This window comes from Mycolicibacterium vinylchloridicum, from assembly GCF_013404075.1.
Taxonomy (GTDB): Bacteria; Actinomycetota; Actinomycetes; order Mycobacteriales; family Mycobacteriaceae; genus Mycobacterium; species Mycobacterium vinylchloridicum.
This window is the reverse complement of sequence record NZ_JACBJQ010000021.1, coordinates 51,956-71,591: the sequence shown is the minus strand read 5'-3', so window position 1 is coordinate 71,591 and position 19,636 is coordinate 51,956. Positions and strand designations below refer to the sequence as shown.

Below are 19,636 nucleotides of genomic sequence, written 5' to 3'. Positions count from 1 at the left end.
ATGCTAACGTCGGACGTTACTAACGTCAATCGTTACTATGCCGGTCGAACGTCTCACAGCCACAAATACAACCCCGACAGCAGCGCCCACAGCGCCACGCAGTACACCTCGAAGATCGCCCGCAGCGGGATCGGGGCGTGCCGCAATTCCATGAAATCCAGGCCGACCAGCCGCACCTTGACCGCCGCGATCGCCAGGACGCCGACGGCGATCAGGGAGCCGGTGCTGTGGTCGGCGCCCACCGCGAACGACGCCAGCGTCAACGTCACCAGGATCAGCCAGCTCACGCCGGCGCGGTTGCGCATCAGTTGCAGCATCAGCTCACCAGGTACAGGAGGGGGAACAGGACGATCCACAACAGGTCGACCAGGTGCCAGAAGCACCCGCCGCCCTCGATCACCGCGAGCCGGGTGGCCGACAGCTCCGTCCGCCGGGTCTGGGTGAACATCAACACCAGCACTCCGATCCCGATGAGGACGTGCAGCAGGTGCAGGCCGGTCAGGACGAAGTAGTACAGGTAGAAGTGATTGGCGCCCGGACCGTGGCCCGCAGTGCCGAGCAGGACGTACTCGGTCACCTTCAGCGCGACGAACACCGCGCCGCAGCCGATCGCCACCAGCAGTGCGCGGGCGGCGATGGAACCCAGGCCGGTCCGGATGGCGCCCATCGCGGCCACCACGAACAGCGAGCTGGTCAGCAGCACCAGGGTGTTCACCAGGCCGATGTTGACGTGCAGCGTCTTGCGTGCCGCGTCGAAAACCTCTGGCGCCTTGGACCTTTCGACCATGAACGTGGCGAAGAACACCGCGAACACCAGCATGTCGCCGAACAGGAATACCCAGGTGCCCTGTTCGCCGGGGACGCGGCGGCTGACGGTGGGAGGTGAACCCGCCGTCATGCTGCTTCGGCGCGCTGCTGAGCCTTGATGCCCCGGTTCAGCACGTACGTGGTCGAGAACAGCCAGATCGTCAGCGCCGCACCGGGAATGTAGAACGCGAACACCCCGTGCCAGGCCAGCGGTCCGTCGTTGAACACCACGACCACGCAGCCCGGCAGTGACAGCAGCGCCACCCACAGGTTGAGGTAGCCGTACCAGCGCGGGAAGGTTTGCGGCTCGGTCTTGTCGATGAACGACGCGATGGCCAGGGTGATGTTCTGCACGATGATGGTCCCGACGATGCCGATGAACATCAGCCAGAACACGTCGTTGAGTGCCTGGGTGATGTCCGGCGGCCGGCTCTCGGGACGGAACGCTGCCGCGGCCATGATCAGGAATGGAAACAGCAGGGCGGGAACGAAAATCGTCGCGGCGAACAGCTGCGTCATCGACAACATGCCCCACTGGCCTTCGATGCGGCGGATGCGCAGCACGATGGTGGCCAGGAACGGCAGGGCGATCACCGACGTCAGCAGGCACCCCGCGATGCCGATCCGGATCCAGATCTTGTGGTCGACGTAGAAGTCGGCGATCTCCTCGGGCGATGCGACCGGTGAGAGTGGCGGAAACATCCGCGCGATCCCCGACAGGCTCGTTCCGTACAGAATGATCATGATCGTCCCGCACCACGCCCCGATGCGTTGCAGCGTCAATTCCACGGCCGCGACGTTACTGGGTCAGCACCGGTGTTTCGTCAAAATTGTCAAAACGGCTAGTCGAGATTCTCCGGGTGCAGCATCTCCGCGTAGCGCAGCTGCTCGGGCACCCCGAAGCCGTCGACCAGCGCTTCGGCGTACGGCCGCAGCGCCCGGCAACGTTCGTTGATGCCGGCCGTGACGGCCTTGGCCCGCTCGGTGGACAGGAAGCGGTGCTCGATGAACCAGGCCTTGTCGTCCTCGATCACCGACAGTGCGTACAGGTCGCACACCAGGTCGAGGATGTTGCGGGCCTCTTCGTCCTCGCATGCGTCGATACCGGCGACGAACGCCTCGAGCACGATCCGGTCGATGTGCGCCTTGGCGGTGTGCAGCACGTGATCCTGCACGGCGTTGAACGCGTCGAACGCCGACATCTCCTTGGACTTGCGCTGTAGCCGGCGCGCCACCGAGGACAGCAGATACTCTTCACGGTCCTCGAACATCTTCACCTGGGTGCCGCGGTTGAAGAGGCTGCCTTCCTCCTCGTTGTCCTGGCGTGCGTCGAGGATCCTCTGCATGATCGTCTCGGCCGCAGTCCTTTTCAGCACCCGATCACCGGCGAAGTTCGCGGCGAAGCGCACCCACTCCACCGGGCTCATGCCCTTGATGTCGTCGGCGTAGGCGGTCAGCAGTTCCTTGGCCACCAGCTGGGTCAGCACGTGGTTGTCACCTTCGAAGGTGGTGAACACGTCGGTGTCGGCGCGCAGCGCGATCAGCCGGTTCTCGGCGAGATAGCCTGCGCCACCGCAGGCTTCGCGCGCCTCCTGGATCGCGGTACTGGTGTGCCAGGTGTTGGCCGCCTTGAGGCCTGCGGCGCGGGATTCCAGCTCGCGCTGCTCTTCGGCATCGGGATCGTCCGCGGTCTGTAGGTCGTGCAGCCGAGCGACCAACTCGTTCTGGGCGAACTGCAAAGCGTAGGAGCGGGCGATCAGCGGGAACAGCCGGCGCTGGTGCACCAGGTAGTCCATGATGAGGACTTCACCATCATCGCCGGGAGCGCTGAACTGCTTGCGCTGCAAGGCATACCGCACTGCGATGTCCAGGGCCACCCGCGCTGCGGCGGCCGCACTACCGCCGACGGTGACCCGGCCGCGAATCAGCGTGCCCAGCATGGTGAAGAAGCGCCGGTTGACGTTCTCGATCGGTGAGGAGTACGTGCCGTCGGGCGCGACGTCGCCGTACTTGTTCAGCAGGTTCTCCCGCGGGATGCGGACGTTGTCGAACACGATCCGGCCGTTGTCGACCCCGGGCAGCCCGCCCTTGTAGAGGCAGTCCGAGGTGGTGACGCCGGGCAGGTCATTGCCGTCCTCGTCGCGCAGTGGCACGACGAAGCAGTGCACCCCGTGCGATTCGCCCTCGGTGATCAGTTGCGCGAAAACCGCTGACACCCGGGCTGTTTCGGCCGCGCCGCCGATGTAGTCCTTACGCGACGTGGGCGTCGGGGAATTGATCACGAACTCTTGCGTCGCCGGATCGTAGGTGGCCGTGGTCTCCAGCGACTGCACGTCGCTGCCGTGGCCGGTCTCGGTCATCCCGAAGCAGCCCAGCAGGTCCAGGTCGATGATGCGCTGCACGTAGGCCTTGTGATGGCGCTCGGTGCCCAGGTTCTCGATGGCGCCGCCGAACAAGCCCCACTGCACGCCTGCCTTCACCATCAGCGACAGGTCGGACATCGCGAGCATCTCGATGCGGGTGACCGCGGCGCCGACGTCGCCGTTGCCGCCGTGCTCCTTCCGAAAACCGTCTTCGGCGGCCCCGGCGTTGGCCATGATCTTGAGCTGCTCGGCCACCTTCGCGCGGGCGATCGCGGTGTTGGGCGTGTAGTGCGGCCGGAAAACCTCGGTGGAGAGTTCGGCGCGGACGGCGTTCTTGACGTCACGCCAGCGTCCGTCGAGTGCGTTACGCAGATGCTCCGCGGTGGTGGTCATCACCCGAAAGTATCCCCGCCGCCCCTTCCATAAACGCGGTTGTGGCAAACACGGGCAAACCGGATTGGATGTGAGCCGACCCGTGGAGCGAATATTCGTCCGCCTCTGCCGACTGGCCCCGGCCAGGTAATACGCTGACGCGGTGATTCGTAGCGTCGGGAAGCTGGGCCCGCTCAAGGTGTCGGGTCTGGTGTGCTGGCAGATGCGCTGGGATCTGCTGGCGATCATCGTGGTGGCAGCCGTGCTGATCCCGATTCCCGATCCCACCCAGATCGACTACGCCTCGGCTGTGCTGTCGGTGCTCGGTATCGGCGCGTCGGTGTTCATCGGCTTCCGCAACACCACCGCCTACAACCGCTGGTGGGAGGCCCGCACGCTGTGGGGCAACGTCATCATCAACTCCCGCGCCACCCACAACGCCCTGTGTTCGGTCGACTCCGGAACTCCCGAGATGACGGCCATTCTGGACCGCATGCGCCGCCGCCAGGTGCGCTACGCCTGGCAGCTCGCCGCGGACCTGCGTGGAGTCCCGGCGCTTCCGGGGGTTCGCGACCTGACGCCGGAGGATCCCGACGACGCCAACGCCGTCGAGTTGATGACCGATCAGGCCGTCGACATTCAGAAGTTGTCTGCCGATGGCCTCATCGACAATCAGGCACGGGTGATGCTGGTGAGCGTCAACACCGCTCTGGTGACCGCTCAGAGCGGTCTGGAACGCATCCGCAACGAGCCGATCCCGCTGCACTACGAGATCTTCATCCGTTCGCTGGCCTGGTTCTTCGCGGTCATGGCTTTCAGCAGGCTGGATGGCTCCACGCATCCATTCGCCGGTGTGATCATCGGTCTGCTGCTGATGACGGTGTTCATCGGCGCCGAACGGCTCGGTCATTTCATCGAGCAGCCGATGAGCAACGGCATCTTCGATATTGCGATGTACCGGTTCTGCTCCGTCATCACCGGCAACCTGCTGGGTGCCGGGCACCCGCTCGCTCAGCCCAGGGAAGGGCCGAAGGCAACCGTCTGGATGTGAGTGCTCAACGGCATTCGGCGACAACGGTTTCGGCGAACTTTTCGATCGGCGCGCGGTAGCGCTCCACGTCGACGCCTGCGGCGACGTCGGGGTCTGTCATCCACGGCGCGCACATCACCGCCGTGATGCCGATGTCTTGCGCGCGCTTGTACAGCTCCGGTGTCGGGGGATCGATGAGTGCCAGCATGATCTCGAAAGGTTGATCCGCGCGGCCGAATTCGCGGCGCAACGCATCCAGCTTGGCAACGTAGGCCGCCGCGCCGTCGAGGGTGTAGGCCGTCCCGATCCACCCGTCGCACAGCGCTGCCGCGCGCCGCAGTGCGGCGTCGGATTCGCCGCCGCACAGAATCGGCACCGGCCGGGGTGGATGCGGCTCGATCATCATCTCCGGCACCTGGTAGTGCCGGCCGCTCCACGACACCCAGCCGCCCTGCCACAGCGCCCGTAGCGCGGGGATCATCTCGTCGAGGCGCTTGCCGCGGTTGCCGAACTCCTGGCCGAGCAGCTCGTATTCCTCACGCATCCAACCGATTCCGACGCCGAGCGACACCCGGCCCTCGGATATCGATGCTGCTGTCGCCACCTGCTTGGCGACTTCGATCAGCGGGCGGGCCGGCGCGACGTAGACGGCGTTGGAGAATCGCAGCTGTGTGGTCACCGCGGCCATCGCGCCGATCAGCACCCAGGTGTCCGGCCACGCGGTGTCCGGCTCCCAGCCCGGCTTGCCGGTCGGCGACGGATACGGCGAGCGCAGTTCGCGCGGGTAGATCAGGTGATCGGCGCAGATCATGCCGTCGTAGCCGGCTTCGTCGACCATGCGCGCGACCGCCAGCGACTCCGTGGTCTTCATGAACGGCGTGCCGCACCAGAACTGCATCGTTCTCCTCGGGTCGGCCCCCGGGTGTCAGCTGTCGCTGCCGACGGTCACCGCAGTGGCCTGCTCGACCTCATCATGCTCTGTGTCAATACCGCTCAAGTGGCGGCCAGTGGCCATGAGTACCAAGGCGCCGGCCAGCACCGCACCCGCGCCCACCCAGAACGGCAGGTGCACACTGACCCGCTCGCCCAGCACCCCGGCCAGCCACGGCGCGACGGCGGCCCCGCCGAATCGCATGAAGCTGTAGGCCGCCGACGCGACCCCGCGCTCGAGGGGCGCCGCCTTCATCACCGTCTCGGTGATCAGCGTGTTGTTGATGCCGATGAACAACCCGGCGATCACAACGCAGGCCGCGAGGATCCCCTTGTTCTCGGTGGCCACCCCCATCACCACCAGCAGCGCCGAGAAGCACAGCAGGTTGATCACCAGCACCCGCACCGTGCCGAAGCGGTGCTGCAGACGCGGGGCGACGAGCACCGACGTGAACGCCAGACACAGGCCCCAGCCGAAGAAGATCAGACCTATCTCGTGTGCGCCCATGTCGAGCGGGAACGGCGTGAACGCGAGCAGTGTGAAGAAGCCGAAGTTGTACAGCAGAGCGGTGATTGCCACACCGAGCAGTCCGCGGTGCCGCAGCGCCAGGAACGGATCGGCCAAGGTGGTGGACCGTTGTGGGCATGGAGTGTCCGGCAGCAGCACCGTCGTCACCACCAGCGCGACGGCCATCAATGCCGACACCCCGAAGAACGGCCCGCGCCATGAGATTTCGCCGAGCACGCCGCCGACCAGCGGACCGACCGCGATACCGAGTCCCAGCGCCGCCTCGTAGAGGATGATCGCCTGGGCCACCGAACCGCGCGCGGAGCTGACGATGGTGGCCAGCGCGGTCGCGATGAACAGGGCGTTACCCAGGCCCCACAGCGCGCGCCAGCCGACGATGCCCATGACGGTGTCGCTCATCCCCGCGAGTCCCGCCCCGGCGATGATGATCACCAGGCCAAGCAGCAGTGTGCGTTTCGGGCCGATGCGGCTGGACACCACGCCAGTGATCAGCATCGCCACCCCCATCACCGCCATGTAGCTGGTGAACAGCAGCGACACCTGTGACGGCGTGGCGTCGAGATTGTCGGCGATGGGTTTCAGGATCGGGTCGACGAGTCCGATGCCCATGAAGGCGACGACGGATGCGAACGCGACGGCCCAGACGGCCTTGGGTTGGCGCCACATGAGTGGCTCACTCCTCACTACTTCGGTGACGTGTCGAGGTCGTCGAGCAGGCGATGCAAGGCTCCGACGGCGGTCGACAGAATTTCGCGGTCCTCGTCGGACAACTGCGCGATGCGCGGGTCTATCACCGCGGCGCGGTCGGCGCGGACCTGGGCCAGGATCGTCTGGCCCTTGGGCGTGATGCGGATGCGGACGGCACGCGCATCGTCGGGATCGGGAGTGCGGGCCACCAGGCCGGCGTCCTCCAGGCGACGGACCTGGGTGGTCATCGTCGGCTGGGAGCAATGGTCGAGTTCGGCCAAGTCGGAGATCCGGGCTTCGCCCTGGTCATCGATGGTGCCGAGCAGCCGGGCCTGCGCCCAGGGAAGCGGCAGCCGGATGCGCTGGGTGGCCAGCCGGTTGAGCCGTGCGATGACGCCGAGCAGCTCGGATCCCAAGGCGGGTGAGGCGCCGGGGCGTTCTTGGGTGGGCGTCGGACTCATGCGTTCCATATTTACATAGAAATACTATGTTGCCGACCAGGGTGCAGGTGGCCTACCTCACAGGATGTCCACAGGCGGCGGCAGGTCGAACAACCTGCCCGGTCGCAACGGCTGGCAGAATCAGGTGATGACCGCGACCAGACCGGAGGCGCCTGCGCCGCCGTCGCCCGGGTCGTCGATCGATCGCCGTCAAGGCCGCTCGCTGTCACCAGTGGAGATGGCCCAGGCCTCCGTGATGGCCGCGCTCGCCGCCGCGCTGTCCATCATCTCCGTCGTCGTCCCGTTCGCCGGGGGACTGTCACTGCTGACCACGGTTCCGATGGGCCTGCTCGGCTACCGCTACCGCCTCCGGGTGCTGCTGGCCGCCACGTTCGCCGCGGGCGTCGTCGCGTTCCTGATCGCCGGCGTGAGCGGATTGATGGTGGTGGTCAACTGCGCCTACGTGGGCGGGCTGGCCGGCATCATGAAACGCCGCGAGCGGGGCACCCCGACCGTCATCGCCGTGGGACTGGTGGCAGGAGTGGTTTTCGGGCTGTTCATCATTGCCGCCCTCACGGTGCTCGTGCGGCTGCGCACGCTGACCTTCTCGGCGATGACCGCCAACTTCGACGGTGTCATCTCGGTGGTGTCGCACTTCGAGCCGTTCCGTCCGGCGGCCCAGGACGCCAGGCATATCTTCGGGCTCGGCCTGCAGTACTGGCCGGTGCTGCTGATGTTCTACGCGATCGTCTCGATCATGATCGTGACCCTGGTCGGTTGGTGGGCGCTGTCGCGGGTGCTGGATCGGCTCAGCGGCATCCCCGATGTGCACAAGCTCGAAACACCGGACGAATCCGAGCCTGTCGCACCGGTTCCGGTGCGGCTGGTCGACGCAAGGTTCCGGTACCCCAACGCCACCCACGACGCGCTTCGGCCGCTGAGCCTGACCGTGGACGCCGGCGAGGCCGTCGCGATCACCGGCGCCAACGGTTCCGGCAAGACCACGCTGATGCTGCTGCTGTCCGGGCGGGAGCCGACCTCCGGCACGATCGAACGCCCCGGCGCGGTCGGCCTGGGGCGGTTGGGCGGGACGGCGGTCATCATGCAGCATCCCGAAAGTCAGGTGCTGGGAACACGAGTCGCCGACGACGTGGTGTGGGGCCTGCCGCCGGGAACGGACACCGACGTTGCCGAGCTGCTCACCGAGGTCGGGCTGGGCGGCATGGAGGAGCGCGACACCGGCGGCCTGTCCGGGGGTGAGCTTCAGCGCCTGGCCGTCGCGGCGGCGCTGGCGCGTCAGCCGTCGCTGCTGATCGCCGACGAAGTCACCAGCATGGTCGACCAGCGCGGGCGCGAGGCGCTGCTGAACGTGTTGTCCGGTTTGACCGAACGGCACCGGATGGCGCTGGTGCAGATCACCCACTACAACAACGAGGCGGACACCGCCGACCGCATCGTCAAACTCAGCGAGTCGCAGGACAATGCGCATCTGGTCGAGAGCACGGCTGCGCCGACGGCGACGGTCAGTGCAACCCCGCGCGCGGCGGAGCCGGTGCTGCAGTTGTCGAATGTCGGACACGAATATGCCAGCGGCACACCGTGGGCCAAGCCTGCGCTGAACGACGTCAGCTTCACGGTGCACGACGGCGAGGGCGTGCTGATCCACGGCGGCAACGGTTCTGGAAAGTCCACCCTGGCCTGGATCATGGCGGGACTGACCACGCCGACCACCGGCTCCTGCCTGGTGCGGGGACGGCCCGCGCCGGAATGCGTGGGCGAGGTGGCGATCGCGTTCCAGGCCGCCCGGCTACAGCTGATGCGCAGCCGCGTCGACCTGGAAGTCGCTTCCGCGGCCGGGTTTTCGCCCCACGATCACGCGCGGGTGACTGCGGCGCTGGCGAAGGTCGGATTGGACGCGTCGCTGGCCGGGCGCCGCATCGACCAACTCTCGGGTGGGCAGATGCGTCGCGTGGTGATCGCCGGCCTGCTGGCCCGCTCACCGCAGGCACTGATCCTCGACGAACCGCTGGCCGGCCTGGACGCCGCCAGTCAGCAGGGGCTGCTGCGATTGCTCAGCGATCTGCGCCGCAACAGCGGCCTGACCGTCGTGGTGATCTCGCACGACTTCGTCGGTCTGGAAGAGCTGTGCCCGCGCACCCTGCATCTGAACGGCGGCGTGCTGACCGAGGGGCCGTCATGAGCACCCGGCAGGCCCGCCCGGTGGTGCTGCTGCGTCCGGTGCCCGGAACCTCAACCATCCACGAGCTGTGGGCGGGCACCAAAATCCTTGTCGTCCTCGGGTTCTCGGCCCTGCTGGCGTTCTACCCGGATTGGGTGCCGTTGGCGCTGGTCACGATCCTCATCGTCATCGCGATCCGGATGGCACGCATCCCGCGCGGTGTCGTGCCGTCGGTGCCGATATGGCTGTGGATTCTGCTGCTGCTGGGGTGTGTCACCGCGACCCTGGGCGAGGGCGCGCCCGAAGTGCATCTGGGCTCTTACACCATTGCTCTCGGCGGTCTGCTGAAGTTCGTGCGCGTGACGGTAGTCGCGATCGTGCTGCTGGCGCTGGGCATGTTGGTGTCGTGGACGACGAATGTCGCCGACGTCGCGCCCGCGGTGGCGAAGCTGGGCCGGCCGTTCAAGGTCTTCCGCATCCCGGTCGACGACTGGGCAGTGTCACTTGCGTTGGCGCTGCGGGCCTTTCCGATGCTGCTCGACGAATTCCGGTTGCTCTACGCTGCGCGGCGGTTGCGGCCGCGGCCGGTGCTGACCAGCCGCCGGGCTCGCCGCCGGCGCTGGGCGATCGAGATCGTCGACCTGATGGCCGCCGGCATCACGGTGGCACTGCGGCGTGCCGATGAGATGGGCGACGCGATCACCGCACGCGGTGGCACCGGCCTGATCTCGGCGGCACCGTCGGGCCCGCGGCGTGCGGACTGGGTGGTGCTGACGATCTGTGGCCTGGTGATTGTGGTGTCGGCGGTCTTGCAGGCGACGGTGCTGGCGGGCATCTAGCGCGCCGCCGCGGTGTTGGCGGCCTCTTGCGCGGCGGCCAGTGCTTCGGCGACAGGCGTTCTGCCGAGGAACATCTCATCGAAGTACGGCTTGATGGCCTGATAGCCCGCCGCGAAACCGGCGCCGCCTGGCGCGGCGATCCGCGGGCCGTCGAGCACCGTGAAGAACGGCCGCACGTCCACGCCTTTGGCCGACCAGTAGTCGAAGTACACCTGCTGAGCGGGTAACACCGCGGGGATCGCCGCACCGTTGCGGCCGATGTACTCATTTCCGCGGGTGCTGCCCAGCCAGGCCAGCACCTCACGCACCGCCTGGGGATGGCGGCTGGCCGGATTGCCGGCGGCGACAATGCCGTTGGTGACGCTGACCCGGCCGGCCGGTCCGGTCGGCAACATCGCCACACCCCAGCGGAACGTCGCATGGTCTGCCACCTGAGCCAGGTTGTAGGTGCCGGATTGGAACAGCGCCATGCGCCCCGACAAGAACTGGTTGCGGGAGAAGTCGCCGTTGTCGTTGGTGTCCGACGCCGGGGGCGCGACCTGGTCGGTGTTGATCAGGCCGATGACGTAGCTGAACGCGGTGACGGCTTGTGGGTTGTCGAAGGCGAACCGGTCGCCGTCGTTGAACACCCCGCCCGCCGAGCCGATGTAGTTGAGATAGATCGCCTGTAAGTCGTTGGCGGCGTTGTAGCCCCACTGCCTACCGTGGGTGAGCCGCTTGAGCATCGGCCGTAGGGTGTCGACGTTCGGGTCAGGATCCCAGCGCAGGCTGTCGAGTTCGGCGGGGTCGACGCCGCCTGCCGCCAGCAGGTCGGCGTTGTAGTACACGGCGATTCCGGCGTCGGTCAGCTGCGGCACACCCCACAGCGTGCCGCCCCTGGTGAACTGCGAGATCACTGACGGGTCCCAGTCGGCGCTGGGTTCGATGGCCATCAGTCGGCCGTTGTCGGCGTATTCGGCGAAGTTGGCGTTGTTGATCCAGAAGATGTCGTCGGCGCCGCCGCCGGCGACATCGGTGCGCAGGGTGTCGAAGTAGCCCGCGTACGCGACGACGTCGGTGCGTACCTCGATGCCGGGGTGGTTGCGGCTGAACTCCGCGAACGACTCGGCGTAGGCGGCGGCCACGGCCGGATCCCAGAGCCGCACGGTGACAACGGTTCTACCGGACGGGTCGCCACTGCGCCCCAGCACCAGTGCGCCGGCCACCAGCAGCAGCGCGACGGTGATCAATCCGGCCAGCATCCGGGTGGACAACCGCGGCGGCCAGCTCATTTCAGGCCCGTGACGACGATCGAGCGCACGATCTGGCGCTGGAACGCCAGGAACAGCGCAATCAACGGGACGATCGCCACCGTCGTCGCCGCCATCACCAGCGTCCACTGCGCGTTGTACTGCGTCTGCAGCCCGGCCGTCGCGACCGTCAGTACCCGCCAGCTGCTACCGCTGGTGATCACCAACGGCCACATGAACGAATTCCATTGACTGACAACCGTGATCAACGTCAGCGTTACCAGGATCGGCTTGCTGGCCGGCAACACCACGTGCACGATCACGTCCAGAGTGTTGGCCCCGTCCAGGCGGGCGGCGTTGACCAGGTCGGCGGGGATGCCGCGAAAGTATTCGCGCAGCAGGAAGATCGCGTAGGGCGAGCCGAACAGGAACGGCAACACCAACGCCCAGAACGTGTTTCGCGATCCCAGCTCGGCCATCATCAGATACAGCGGCACGACGGTGACGGTGCCCGGCACCATGAGTGTGGCGATGTACAGCCAGAAGAGCGTGTCGCGGCCGCGGAATTCCAGCCGCGCGAACGCGTAACCCGCCAGTACGGAGAACGTGAGCTGCGCCAGCGTGATCATCGCCGTCATCAGTGCGGTGACTGCCAGTGCCCGGCCGAATCCGGCATCGCCGAGGCCGGCGTAGTTGGCCAGCGTCGGGGGACTGGGCAACGACAGCGGTGTGCCGGTGGCGAACTGCTGCGCGGAGGTGAACGAGGTGAGCAGCCCCAAGCCGAACGGGGCCAGGGTGATCAGCGCACCGGCCAGCAGCGCAAGATAGGTCAGCCCGTTACGTGAGGTCATAGCTGATCCGTCGGCGGAAGTAGAGATGCTGGGCGATCGTCGCGCCGACCAGGATGACGAACAGCACCAGCGCCATCACTGCCGCACGCCCGATCGCCGCGGCGCCGAACGCCTCGGCGTAGATGCGATGCGCCACCAGATCGGTCCGCCCGGCCGGGCCGCCGCCGGTCAGGGCGTACACGGTGTCGAACACCTGCGCTGCGCTGACGATGCCGGTGACGGAGACGAAGAACAGCGTCGGGCGCAGCATCGGCAGCGTGATGTGCCAGAACCGCTGCCAGTTGGTCGCGCCATCGAGGCGGGCCGCGGCGTGGATCTGCGGCGGGATCGCCAGGATGCCGGCCAGGAAGAACAGCGTCACATAGCCGACGTTGGTCCACACCGTCACCGCCGACACCACCGGCAGCGCCAGCCCCGGATCGGTGAGCCATTCGATGCGGCGATCCAGCAGCGTGCTCACCGCGCCGTCGGTGGGTGCCAGGATCCAGTGCCACAACACCGCGACCGCCAGCGGTGAGCACACCCACGGCAGCACGTACAGGGTGCGGAAAATACCGCTACCCGGCAGTTCCCGGGCCAGCAGCGCGGCGGCGGCCAATCCGAGGACGATCTGGGCGGGAACCACGATCGCGATGAACACCAGCGTCACCAACAGTGAGTTGCCGAAGCTGGCGTCGGTGAGCACCGAGCGCCAATTGTCCAGCCCCACATAGCGGATGGGCCCCAGCAGATCCCAGCGGTGCAGGCTCAGCCACACCACCACCAGCATGGGCAACAGCAGGAAGCACACCACTCCGAACAGACTCGGCGCGAGCAGCGCGTACCCCAGCAGGGGAGAGCGCACACGCCGAGTGGTCACCTTGGCCATTAAAGCGGGTGTGCCGACGTGGGCGTTACGGTGTAGCACGTGAGTCCCCACGACGTCGATCCCGACTTCTTGGCCCTGCCGCGCCACGCGCTCGCCGATGCCGCGCTGTCGGCCGCCGTGGCCGCCGGCGCCAGCTATGCCGACCTGCGTATCCACGCCGTCACCAGTGAGGTGGTGCAGCTGCGCGACGGTGAGCTGCAAAGCGCGGTCACCGACCGCGAGATCGGGATGGCGGTCCGGGTGATCGTCGATGGCACCTGGGGCTTCGCCTCGCACGCCGAACTGGCCCCCGAGGTTGCCGCTGACACCGCCCGCCGCGCAGTGGAGGTGGCCACCTCACTGGCCGTGCTGAACGCCGAGCGCATCGAGCTGGCGCCCGAGCCCGTCTACGCCGACGTGACGTGGGTGTCGAACTACGCCATCGACCCGTTCACCGTGTCGACCGCCGACAAGATCGCGGTGCTGGGCGAGTACGCCGGGCGGCTGCTGGCCTCCGACGGGGTCGACCACGTCTCGGCGATGGTCAATGCCGTCAAGGAGCAGGTGTTCTATGCCGACACCTTCGGCTCGTCGATCACGCAGCAGCGGGTCCGGATGATGCCGGCGCTGGACGCGGTGGCCGTCGATGCCGCCGCGGGCAGCTTCGAGTCGATGCGCACGTTGGCCCCGCCGACCGCGCGCGGCTGGGAGGTGCTCGCCGGCGACGACGTGTGGAACTGGAGCGCTGAGCTGGCCGAGCTGCCGATCCTGCTGGCGGACAAGACCAAGGCGCCGACGGTGGTCGCCGGCCCCACCGACTTGGTGATCGACCCGACCAACCTGTGGCTCACCATCCACGAATCCATCGGGCACGCCACCGAATACGACCGCGCGATCGGCTACGAGGCGGCCTACGCGGGCACCTCGTTTGCCACCCCGGACAAGCTGAACACGATGCGTTACGGCTCACCGGTGATGAATGTGACCGCTGATCGCACCGTCGAATACGGCTTGGCGACAATCGGTTACGACGACGAAGGGGTGGCCGCCCAAAGCTGGGACCTGGTCCGCGACGGCATCTTCGTCGGCTACCAGCTGGACCGGGTGTTCGCACCGCGACTCGGTCAGGCCCGCTCCAACGGCTGCTCGTATGCCGATTCCGCACACCACGTCCCGATCCAGCGGATGGCCAATGTCTCGCTGCAACCGGGCACCGAGGATCTGAGCACCGATGATCTGATCGCCGGGGTCGACGACGGCATCTACATCGTCGGGGACAAGTCCTGGTCGATTGACATGCAGCGCTACAACTTCCAGTTCACCGGCCAGCGGTTCTACCGGATCAAACACGGCCGCCTGGAAGGTCAGGTACGTGACGTCGCCTACCAGGCCACCACCACCGACTTCTGGAATTCGATGGAAGCCGTCGGCGGGCCGTCCACGTGGCGCCTCGGTGGGGCGTTCAACTGCGGCAAGGCCCAGCCTGGTCAGGTCGCCGCGGTCAGCCACGGCTGCCCGTCGGCGTTGTTCCGCGGTGTGAACGTGCTGAACACCCGTGAGGAGGCCGGTCGATGAGCGCCAGCGAAGAGACCAAATCGGGGTGGAGTCGCGCATGATCCCCGCGCAGCAGGTCGTCGAACTGGCGCTGCAGGCCGCCACCGTCGACGAGACGATCGTCATCGTGACCGATACCGCCGAGGCATCGCTGCGGTGGGCCGGCAACTCGATGACCACCAACGGCGTCTCGACCACCCGTACGACCACCGTGATTTCCGTTGTGCGCAAAGGCGATACCTCGCATACCGGCGCAGTCCGCAGCAGCGACGTCAACCCGGCCGCGATCCCGGTGTTGGTGGCCGCCGCCGAACACGCCGCGCACGCCGCCCCCGACGCCCGCGACAGCGCACCGCTGTTGAGCGGCAACGGAATCCCCGACGACTGGAACGCCCCGGTGCCCGAGACAGGTGCGGCGGTGTTCGCCGATGTCGCCGAATCCCTGTCGCGCGGATTCGGACGCACTGACCGGCTCTACGGCTACGCGCATCACGTCGTCGAGACGACGTTCCTGGCCACCTCGACCGGGATCCGCCGGCGCTTCACCCAGCCGACCGGAACCGTGGAGGTCAACGCCAAACGCGACGGCGCCAGCGCGTGGGCGGGAGTGAGCACGCCGTGGTTCGTCGACGTGCAGACCGATGCCCTGCTCGACGATTTGGCGCTGCGGCTGGGCTGGGCCGAGCGGACCGTCGAGCTGCCCGCGGGCCGCTACGAGACGCTGATGCCGCCGTCGACCGTCGCGGACATGATGATCTACCTGGGCTGGTCGATGGACGGCCGCGGCGCCGAAGAGGGCCGCAGCGCGCTGTCGGCACCCGGCGGCGGAACCCGAGTGGGGGAGCGACTCACAGACCTGCCGCTGACCATGTACTCCGATCCGTTCGCGACGGGCCTGCAGTGCGCGCCCTTCGTCGCGGCGGCCAGCGGCTCGGAAACGGTGTCGGTGTTCGACAACGGCATGGACATCGGGCGGGTGGACTGGATCCGCGACGGCGTCATCAACGCGCTGGCCTACCCGCGGGCCGCGGCCACCGAGTTCGGCACCACGCCCGCGGTCCCGGCCGACAACCTGCTGATGACCGGCGGCAGCGCCGAACTCGCCGACATGGTGGCGGCCACCGAACGCGGCCTGCTGCTGACCACGCTCTGGTACATCCGGACTGTCGATCCGACCACGCTGCTGCTGACCGGGCTGACCCGCGACGGCGTCTATCTGATCGAAGACGGCGAAGTCACCGCGGCGGTGAACAACTTCCGCTTCAACGAGAGTCCGCTGGATCTGCTGCGGCGGGCCACCGAGGCAGGCGTCGCCGAGCAGACGCTGCCCCGCGAGTGGGGCGACTGGGCGACCCGTGCAGTGATGCCGACGCTGCGAATCCCCGACTTCCACATGTCCTCGGTGAGCCAAGCGCAATAATCGGCAGATGGCCGACGATCTTGACGCAGTCCTCACCCAGCTGGTCGTGCAGTCCCCAACTGCCCAGCAGCGATTGGTGGGTTTGATCCGCGCGACGTGTGGTGCGACGTTGTCGCTGACGCCGCTGCCCGCGCAGATGCCGGTGAGCGCGCCGGAGACCGACGCCGAGAAGGTGGTGGCCGAGTTCGCCGAGCAGTTCAGCGTCGATGTGTCCGCGATCTCCGATCGCCAGCGGGAGTCGCTGACCACGGCGCTGGGCGCGGGGACGTTCGGTGCCGTTGCGCAGATGTTTTTCGCCGACTTCCTGCCGCGGGTGCGCAATGGCTTGGAGGTGCTGGGTTTGCCGGTGGACTGGGTGCCCGAGAATCCGGTGTGGGACCCGAATACCGACGCCGCCGATGTGCTGTTCAACCAGCTGTTGCCCGGAGTGGCGCGGCTCAAGTCGCTGGACCCGGTGACCACCGAGGTGGTGCGGCTGCGCGGTGCTGTCGCACATGACTGCCGGCTGTGCAAATCTCTGCGCGAGAGCACCGCACTGGACGCCGGCGGTAGTGAGTCGATGTATGACGACATCGAGCACTTCGAGTCCTCCGAGCTGTTGAGCGATGCGCACAAGGCGGCGCTGCGCTACGCCGATGCGCTGATCTGGTCGCCGGCGCGGATCAGCCCGGCGGTGGCTTCCGGTGTGCGGGAGCACTTCTCGCACGAGCAGGCCCGCGAGCTGACGCTGGACGTGATGCGCAACGCGAGCAACAAGATCGCGGTGTCGCTGAAGGCCGACCAGGCCCGTGTCGCCGAGGGCACCGACCGCTACGTCATCGATGCGGACGGCCAGACGGTGTTCGCCGAGCTTTAATCCGGCTTCTGGTCGTATTCCTCGACGCGCCAGACACCGTCGACGCGGCTGAGTTTGTTCCAGCACGCGGTGCGCTGCGGGGCGTCGGTCAAGGTGGTGTCGAGCTGGGCGAGGAGCGCGCGGTTGAAGGCGTCATGCGAGACGAGAACCACAGGGCCGCCGTCGTGTTCGTTGACCAGAGCGGTGAAAGCGGTCAGTGCCCGCTGCCGGACAGCCTCCAACGGTTCCACTCCCGGTGCGTTGTCGACGCTGCCGTAGCGGGCGATCACCTCGGCGCGCTTGGCTCCGGTGTGCGGGCCGTAGTCGCGGTCGTTGAGCCGGATGTCGACGCTGGCGGGCACCCCGGCCGCGTCGGCGATCGCCTGCGCGGTGGCGACGGCACGCTGCAGCGGACTGCTGATCACGGCGGCCGGTTGCTTGCCGGCCAGTGCGGCGGCCAGCTTCCGCGCCTCGGCGATGCCGACCTCGTCGAGCGGCGGGTCGCTGAGCCCGCGCATGCGGTCCTCGGCGTTGAATGCCGTGCGGCCGTGCCGTGCCAGATACACCGTGGTCACTGGCATCCCGTCGCTCCTTAGATGATGCGGTCCTGCGCTTGCGCCAGCGCTCGCAGAGCGGCGTCGACGTCGTCGGCGGTGGTGGCCCACGAACAGACGAACCTTACCGCCGGCTTGTGCGGGTCGGGAGCGTGGACGGCGAAGTGCTCTCTGACCACTTCGAGGGCCTCGGCCGGGACGTCGACGAACACCTCGTTGGCTTCGGTCGGGGTGCTCAGGTGCAGGCCGAGGTGGGTGATGCCGGTGCTGAGCCGGGCGGCCATGGCGTTGGCATGGGCGGCGGCGTCGAGCCAGGTGCCGTCGGCGAGCATGGCATCGAATTGCGCTGAAACGTAACGGTGTTTGCTCGCGAGATGGCCGATCTGCTTCTGGACGAATTCGATGCCGGTGAAGTGTTCAGGGCGGCGGACCAGGATCGCGTCGCCGAACAGCATGCCGTTCTTGGTGCCACCGATGGTGACGATGTCGGCGTCGCCGACGGCCTGAGCCGGTGGGACATCAAGGGCGGCAACCGCATTGGCGACGCGGGAGCCGTCGACGTGCACCAGCAGGTCGAGATCGTGGGCGTGGTCGATGAATTCGGCGATGGCGTCGGGTTGCCAGAGCCGACCGTTCTCGGTGGACTGGGTGATGGTGACGATGCGCGGTTGGGAGTGGTGGACGTCGCCGCGACGGGTGATGCGGTGGGTGAGCAGGGCGGGGTCGATGATTCCGTCGTCGCTGGGCAGGGCGAGCAGACTGGCGCCGGAGACGAGGGTGGGACCGCCGGCCTCGTCGAGCAGGCTGTGGGCGATATCGCTGCAGAGGATCTCGTGAAAGGGCCGGACGGCGGAGGCCAGGGCGATGATGTTGGCCCCGGTGCCGGTGAACGCGAAGAGCACGTCGGCGCCGGGGGAGTCGAAGGTCTCCTTGACCCGCTCGATGGCGCGCGCGGTGATCGGGTCGTCGCCGTAGGACGTGGTGGTGCCGTCGTTGGCGGCCAGGATCGCGTCGAGGGCCTTCGGGTGTGCGGGGGCGGCGTTGTCGGAGGCGAAAGCGCTGGACACGGCGGGCACCCTGTCCATGATGTCACTTGCGCCACGTGGGATCATGGTGGCCGCGAAAAGCACGCAAGGGGCGGTAGCTCAGTTGGTCAGAGCCGGGGACTCATAATCCCTTGGTCGCGGGTTCGAGCCCCGCCCGCCCTACTTCAGAGGTGTATGACCTCGGCTGATGCTTGCCTGGCGGATAGGAAACCCTGCCCTCGAGCCGGCGGATTCTGGCTTCGTGGCGATTACCCGGCCTGTTGCTGAGCGCGACTATTGCCGCAGCGGTGAACAACAAGGGAACCGGCCAAACTCAAGGAAAGAACATGACAACCACCTATCAGAACCGTGCCTGTTGGCCCGGTCAAACCATCGCCGCGATCCTGCTGACCGTGGCCGCAACCGTCGTCGGAATGGTGGGCGCAGCTCCGCAGGCACATGCAGCCAACCAATACATCGCCCTTGCTCTCGGATACATCAACGAGAATCCGCCCGTCACGATGGCAGGCGGCTCGGCGATCAGTGGCACCCAGGATCAGGCGGCTCAGGGAGCACTGACGAACTGTGTCAATAACGGTGGGAGCCACTGTGTGAGCGTGGTTATCGGCACGAACGAGTGCGTAGCGGCCGCGTCGAACGACTACGGCGAAGAGGTCGGTGCTACGGGCGCCTCGGTTGCCGCGGCTTCGAGCAATGCCAAAGCCAAGCTCCAGAACCAGACCGGCGCGAAGGTCGTCGTGTCGGGCTGTGCGAATGGCTCCACCACGCCGCCGCCGAACGACCCGCCGCCACCGCCGCCCGCGCCGAAGCTGGGACCGACCGTCTCGTTCAACAACATCATCGGTGGCATCGAGGCTCACATCACCGACCGCAGTGGAGTGTCGTCGCAGTGCACGTACGCGACGGACAACTACAACCGCAGCTTCGCCTTGCCCGCCAACGCGAAGTACGACCTGAGGATCGTCCCAGCAGTTCCGCGATTCCGGAACTGGACCGTCACGATCACATGTGACAACGGCACAAGCACGACGGTGTCGACGTACTTCTGAGTACCGGCGTAGCCGTTGACCCCACAGCCCGGGCCGTCATGCTGCGGCCCGGGCTGTCAGGGATCCGGCTCACCA

19 protein-coding genes and 1 tRNA gene are annotated in these 19,636 nt (G+C 67.2%); 8 read left to right on the top strand and 12 right to left on the bottom strand.

The features are described from left to right. Window positions 1–53: 53 nt before the first annotated feature. From HPC46_RS18630 to HPC46_RS18615, 4 genes are all read right to left on the bottom strand, one after another. Entirely contained in the window at window positions 54–317 is a 264-nt protein-coding gene (locus tag HPC46_RS18630; protein WP_179472555.1) for a cytochrome C oxidase subunit IV family protein, read from the bottom strand. Continuing rightward, on the bottom strand, window positions 317–898 hold the full coding sequence (locus tag HPC46_RS18625; RefSeq protein ID WP_179472553.1) for a cytochrome c oxidase subunit 3: 582 nt from the start codon (window positions 896–898) through the stop codon (window positions 317–319). Before HPC46_RS18625 ends, HPC46_RS18630 begins: the two co-directional genes overlap by 1 nt. Next, window positions 895–1,551, bottom strand: coding sequence for a hypothetical protein (locus tag HPC46_RS18620; RefSeq protein WP_179472639.1), 657 nt, complete (start codon window positions 1,549–1,551; stop codon window positions 895–897). The genes HPC46_RS18625 and HPC46_RS18620 overlap by 4 nt, the downstream gene beginning before the upstream one ends. 98 nt (window positions 1,552–1,649) lie before the next feature. Then, complete coding sequence (locus tag HPC46_RS18615) at window positions 1,650–3,563, bottom strand: acyl-CoA dehydrogenase family protein (protein ID WP_179472550.1); 1,914 nt, start codon at window positions 3,561–3,563, stop codon at window positions 1,650–1,652. Window positions 3,564–3,705: 142 nt separating this feature from the next. Between HPC46_RS18615 and HPC46_RS18610 the strand changes: the two genes are divergently transcribed. Next, the gene (locus HPC46_RS18610; protein WP_179472548.1) at window positions 3,706–4,593 is read left to right on the top strand and encodes a bestrophin family protein; all 888 of its coding nucleotides are present in this window, start codon (window positions 3,706–3,708) and stop codon (window positions 4,591–4,593) included. A gap of 4 nt (window positions 4,594–4,597) precedes the next feature. Here the strand turns inward: HPC46_RS18610 and HPC46_RS18605 are convergent, their stop codons facing one another. The 3 genes from HPC46_RS18605 to HPC46_RS18595 are packed head-to-tail and all read right to left on the bottom strand — an operon-like array spanning window position 4,598 to window position 7,179. Further along, window positions 4,598–5,470, bottom strand: a complete 873-nt coding sequence (locus tag HPC46_RS18605) for a TIGR03619 family F420-dependent LLM class oxidoreductase (protein WP_179472546.1) — start codon at window positions 5,468–5,470, stop codon at window positions 4,598–4,600. A gap of 27 nt (window positions 5,471–5,497) precedes the next feature. Continuing rightward, window positions 5,498–6,697 carry an MFS transporter gene (locus HPC46_RS18600; protein ID WP_179472544.1) on the bottom strand — a complete coding sequence of 400 codons (1,200 nt, stop codon included), beginning with the start codon at window positions 6,695–6,697 and terminating at the stop codon, window positions 5,498–5,500. Between the two features lie 17 nt (window positions 6,698–6,714). After that, on the bottom strand, window positions 6,715–7,179 hold the full coding sequence (locus HPC46_RS18595) for a MarR family winged helix-turn-helix transcriptional regulator (protein ID WP_407665521.1): 465 nt from the start codon (window positions 7,177–7,179) through the stop codon (window positions 6,715–6,717). 127 nt (window positions 7,180–7,306) lie between these two features. Here HPC46_RS18595 and HPC46_RS18590 point away from each other — a divergent pair, with 127 nt between their 5' ends. Together HPC46_RS18590 and HPC46_RS18585 are read left to right on the top strand one after the other, a co-directional pair. Then, the gene (locus tag HPC46_RS18590; protein ID WP_179472540.1) at window positions 7,307–9,358 is read left to right on the top strand and encodes an ABC transporter ATP-binding protein; all 2,052 of its coding nucleotides are present in this window, start codon (window positions 7,307–7,309) and stop codon (window positions 9,356–9,358) included. Beyond that, a complete protein-coding gene (locus tag HPC46_RS18585) occupies window positions 9,355–10,176 on the top strand; it encodes an energy-coupling factor transporter transmembrane component T family protein (RefSeq protein WP_179472538.1) in 822 nt (273 codons plus the stop codon). Before HPC46_RS18590 ends, HPC46_RS18585 begins: the two co-directional genes overlap by 4 nt. Here HPC46_RS18585 and HPC46_RS18580 read toward each other — a convergent pair. From HPC46_RS18580 to HPC46_RS18570, 3 genes are read right to left on the bottom strand one after another with little or no spacing between them, the layout of a single operon-like run. Further along, window positions 10,173–11,447, bottom strand: coding sequence for an ABC transporter substrate-binding protein (locus HPC46_RS18580; RefSeq protein ID WP_179472536.1), 1,275 nt, complete (start codon window positions 11,445–11,447; stop codon window positions 10,173–10,175). The genes HPC46_RS18585 and HPC46_RS18580 overlap by 4 nt on opposite strands. Beyond that, window positions 11,444–12,256 (bottom strand): carbohydrate ABC transporter permease, encoded by an 813-nt coding sequence (locus HPC46_RS18575; RefSeq protein ID WP_179472534.1) that lies wholly within the window; start codon window positions 12,254–12,256, stop codon window positions 11,444–11,446. The genes HPC46_RS18580 and HPC46_RS18575 overlap by 4 nt, the downstream gene beginning before the upstream one ends. Next, on the bottom strand, window positions 12,243–13,124 hold the full coding sequence (locus HPC46_RS18570) for a carbohydrate ABC transporter permease (protein ID WP_179472532.1): 882 nt from the start codon (window positions 13,122–13,124) through the stop codon (window positions 12,243–12,245). Before HPC46_RS18570 ends, HPC46_RS18575 begins: the two co-directional genes overlap by 14 nt. A gap of 39 nt (window positions 13,125–13,163) precedes the next feature. Here HPC46_RS18570 and HPC46_RS18565 point away from each other — a divergent pair, with 39 nt between their 5' ends. From HPC46_RS18565 to HPC46_RS18555, 3 genes are read left to right on the top strand one after another with little or no spacing between them, the layout of a single operon-like run. Beyond that, entirely contained in the window at window positions 13,164–14,678 is a 1,515-nt protein-coding gene (locus HPC46_RS18565) for a TldD/PmbA family protein (RefSeq protein ID WP_179472530.1), read from the top strand. Window positions 14,679–14,715: 37 nt separating this feature from the next. Then, window positions 14,716–16,077, top strand: coding sequence for a metallopeptidase TldD-related protein (locus HPC46_RS18560; RefSeq protein WP_179472528.1), 1,362 nt, complete (start codon window positions 14,716–14,718; stop codon window positions 16,075–16,077). A gap of 7 nt (window positions 16,078–16,084) precedes the next feature. Further along, window positions 16,085–16,933, top strand: coding sequence for a carboxymuconolactone decarboxylase family protein (locus tag HPC46_RS18555; RefSeq protein ID WP_179472526.1), 849 nt, complete (start codon window positions 16,085–16,087; stop codon window positions 16,931–16,933). Here HPC46_RS18555 and HPC46_RS18550 read toward each other — a convergent pair. Next, on the bottom strand, window positions 16,930–17,493 hold the full coding sequence (locus tag HPC46_RS18550; protein WP_179472524.1) for a histidine phosphatase family protein: 564 nt from the start codon (window positions 17,491–17,493) through the stop codon (window positions 16,930–16,932). The genes HPC46_RS18555 and HPC46_RS18550 overlap by 4 nt on opposite strands. Before the next feature lie 11 nt (window positions 17,494–17,504). Next, window positions 17,505–18,551: a threonine aldolase family protein gene (locus HPC46_RS18545; RefSeq protein WP_179472522.1), complete on the bottom strand. Its 1,047-nt coding sequence runs from the start codon at window positions 18,549–18,551 to the stop codon at window positions 17,505–17,507. 49 nt (window positions 18,552–18,600) lie between these two features. On the opposite strand from HPC46_RS18545, the gene HPC46_RS18540 reads away from it, so the two are divergent. After that, window positions 18,601–18,674 (top strand) — tRNA-Ile (locus HPC46_RS18540). A 164-nt stretch (window positions 18,675–18,838) separates the two neighbouring features. Then, the gene (locus HPC46_RS18535; RefSeq protein ID WP_179472520.1) at window positions 18,839–19,561 is read left to right on the top strand and encodes a DUF4189 domain-containing protein; all 723 of its coding nucleotides are present in this window, start codon (window positions 18,839–18,841) and stop codon (window positions 19,559–19,561) included. The last annotated feature ends 75 nt before the right edge of the window (window positions 19,562–19,636 follow it).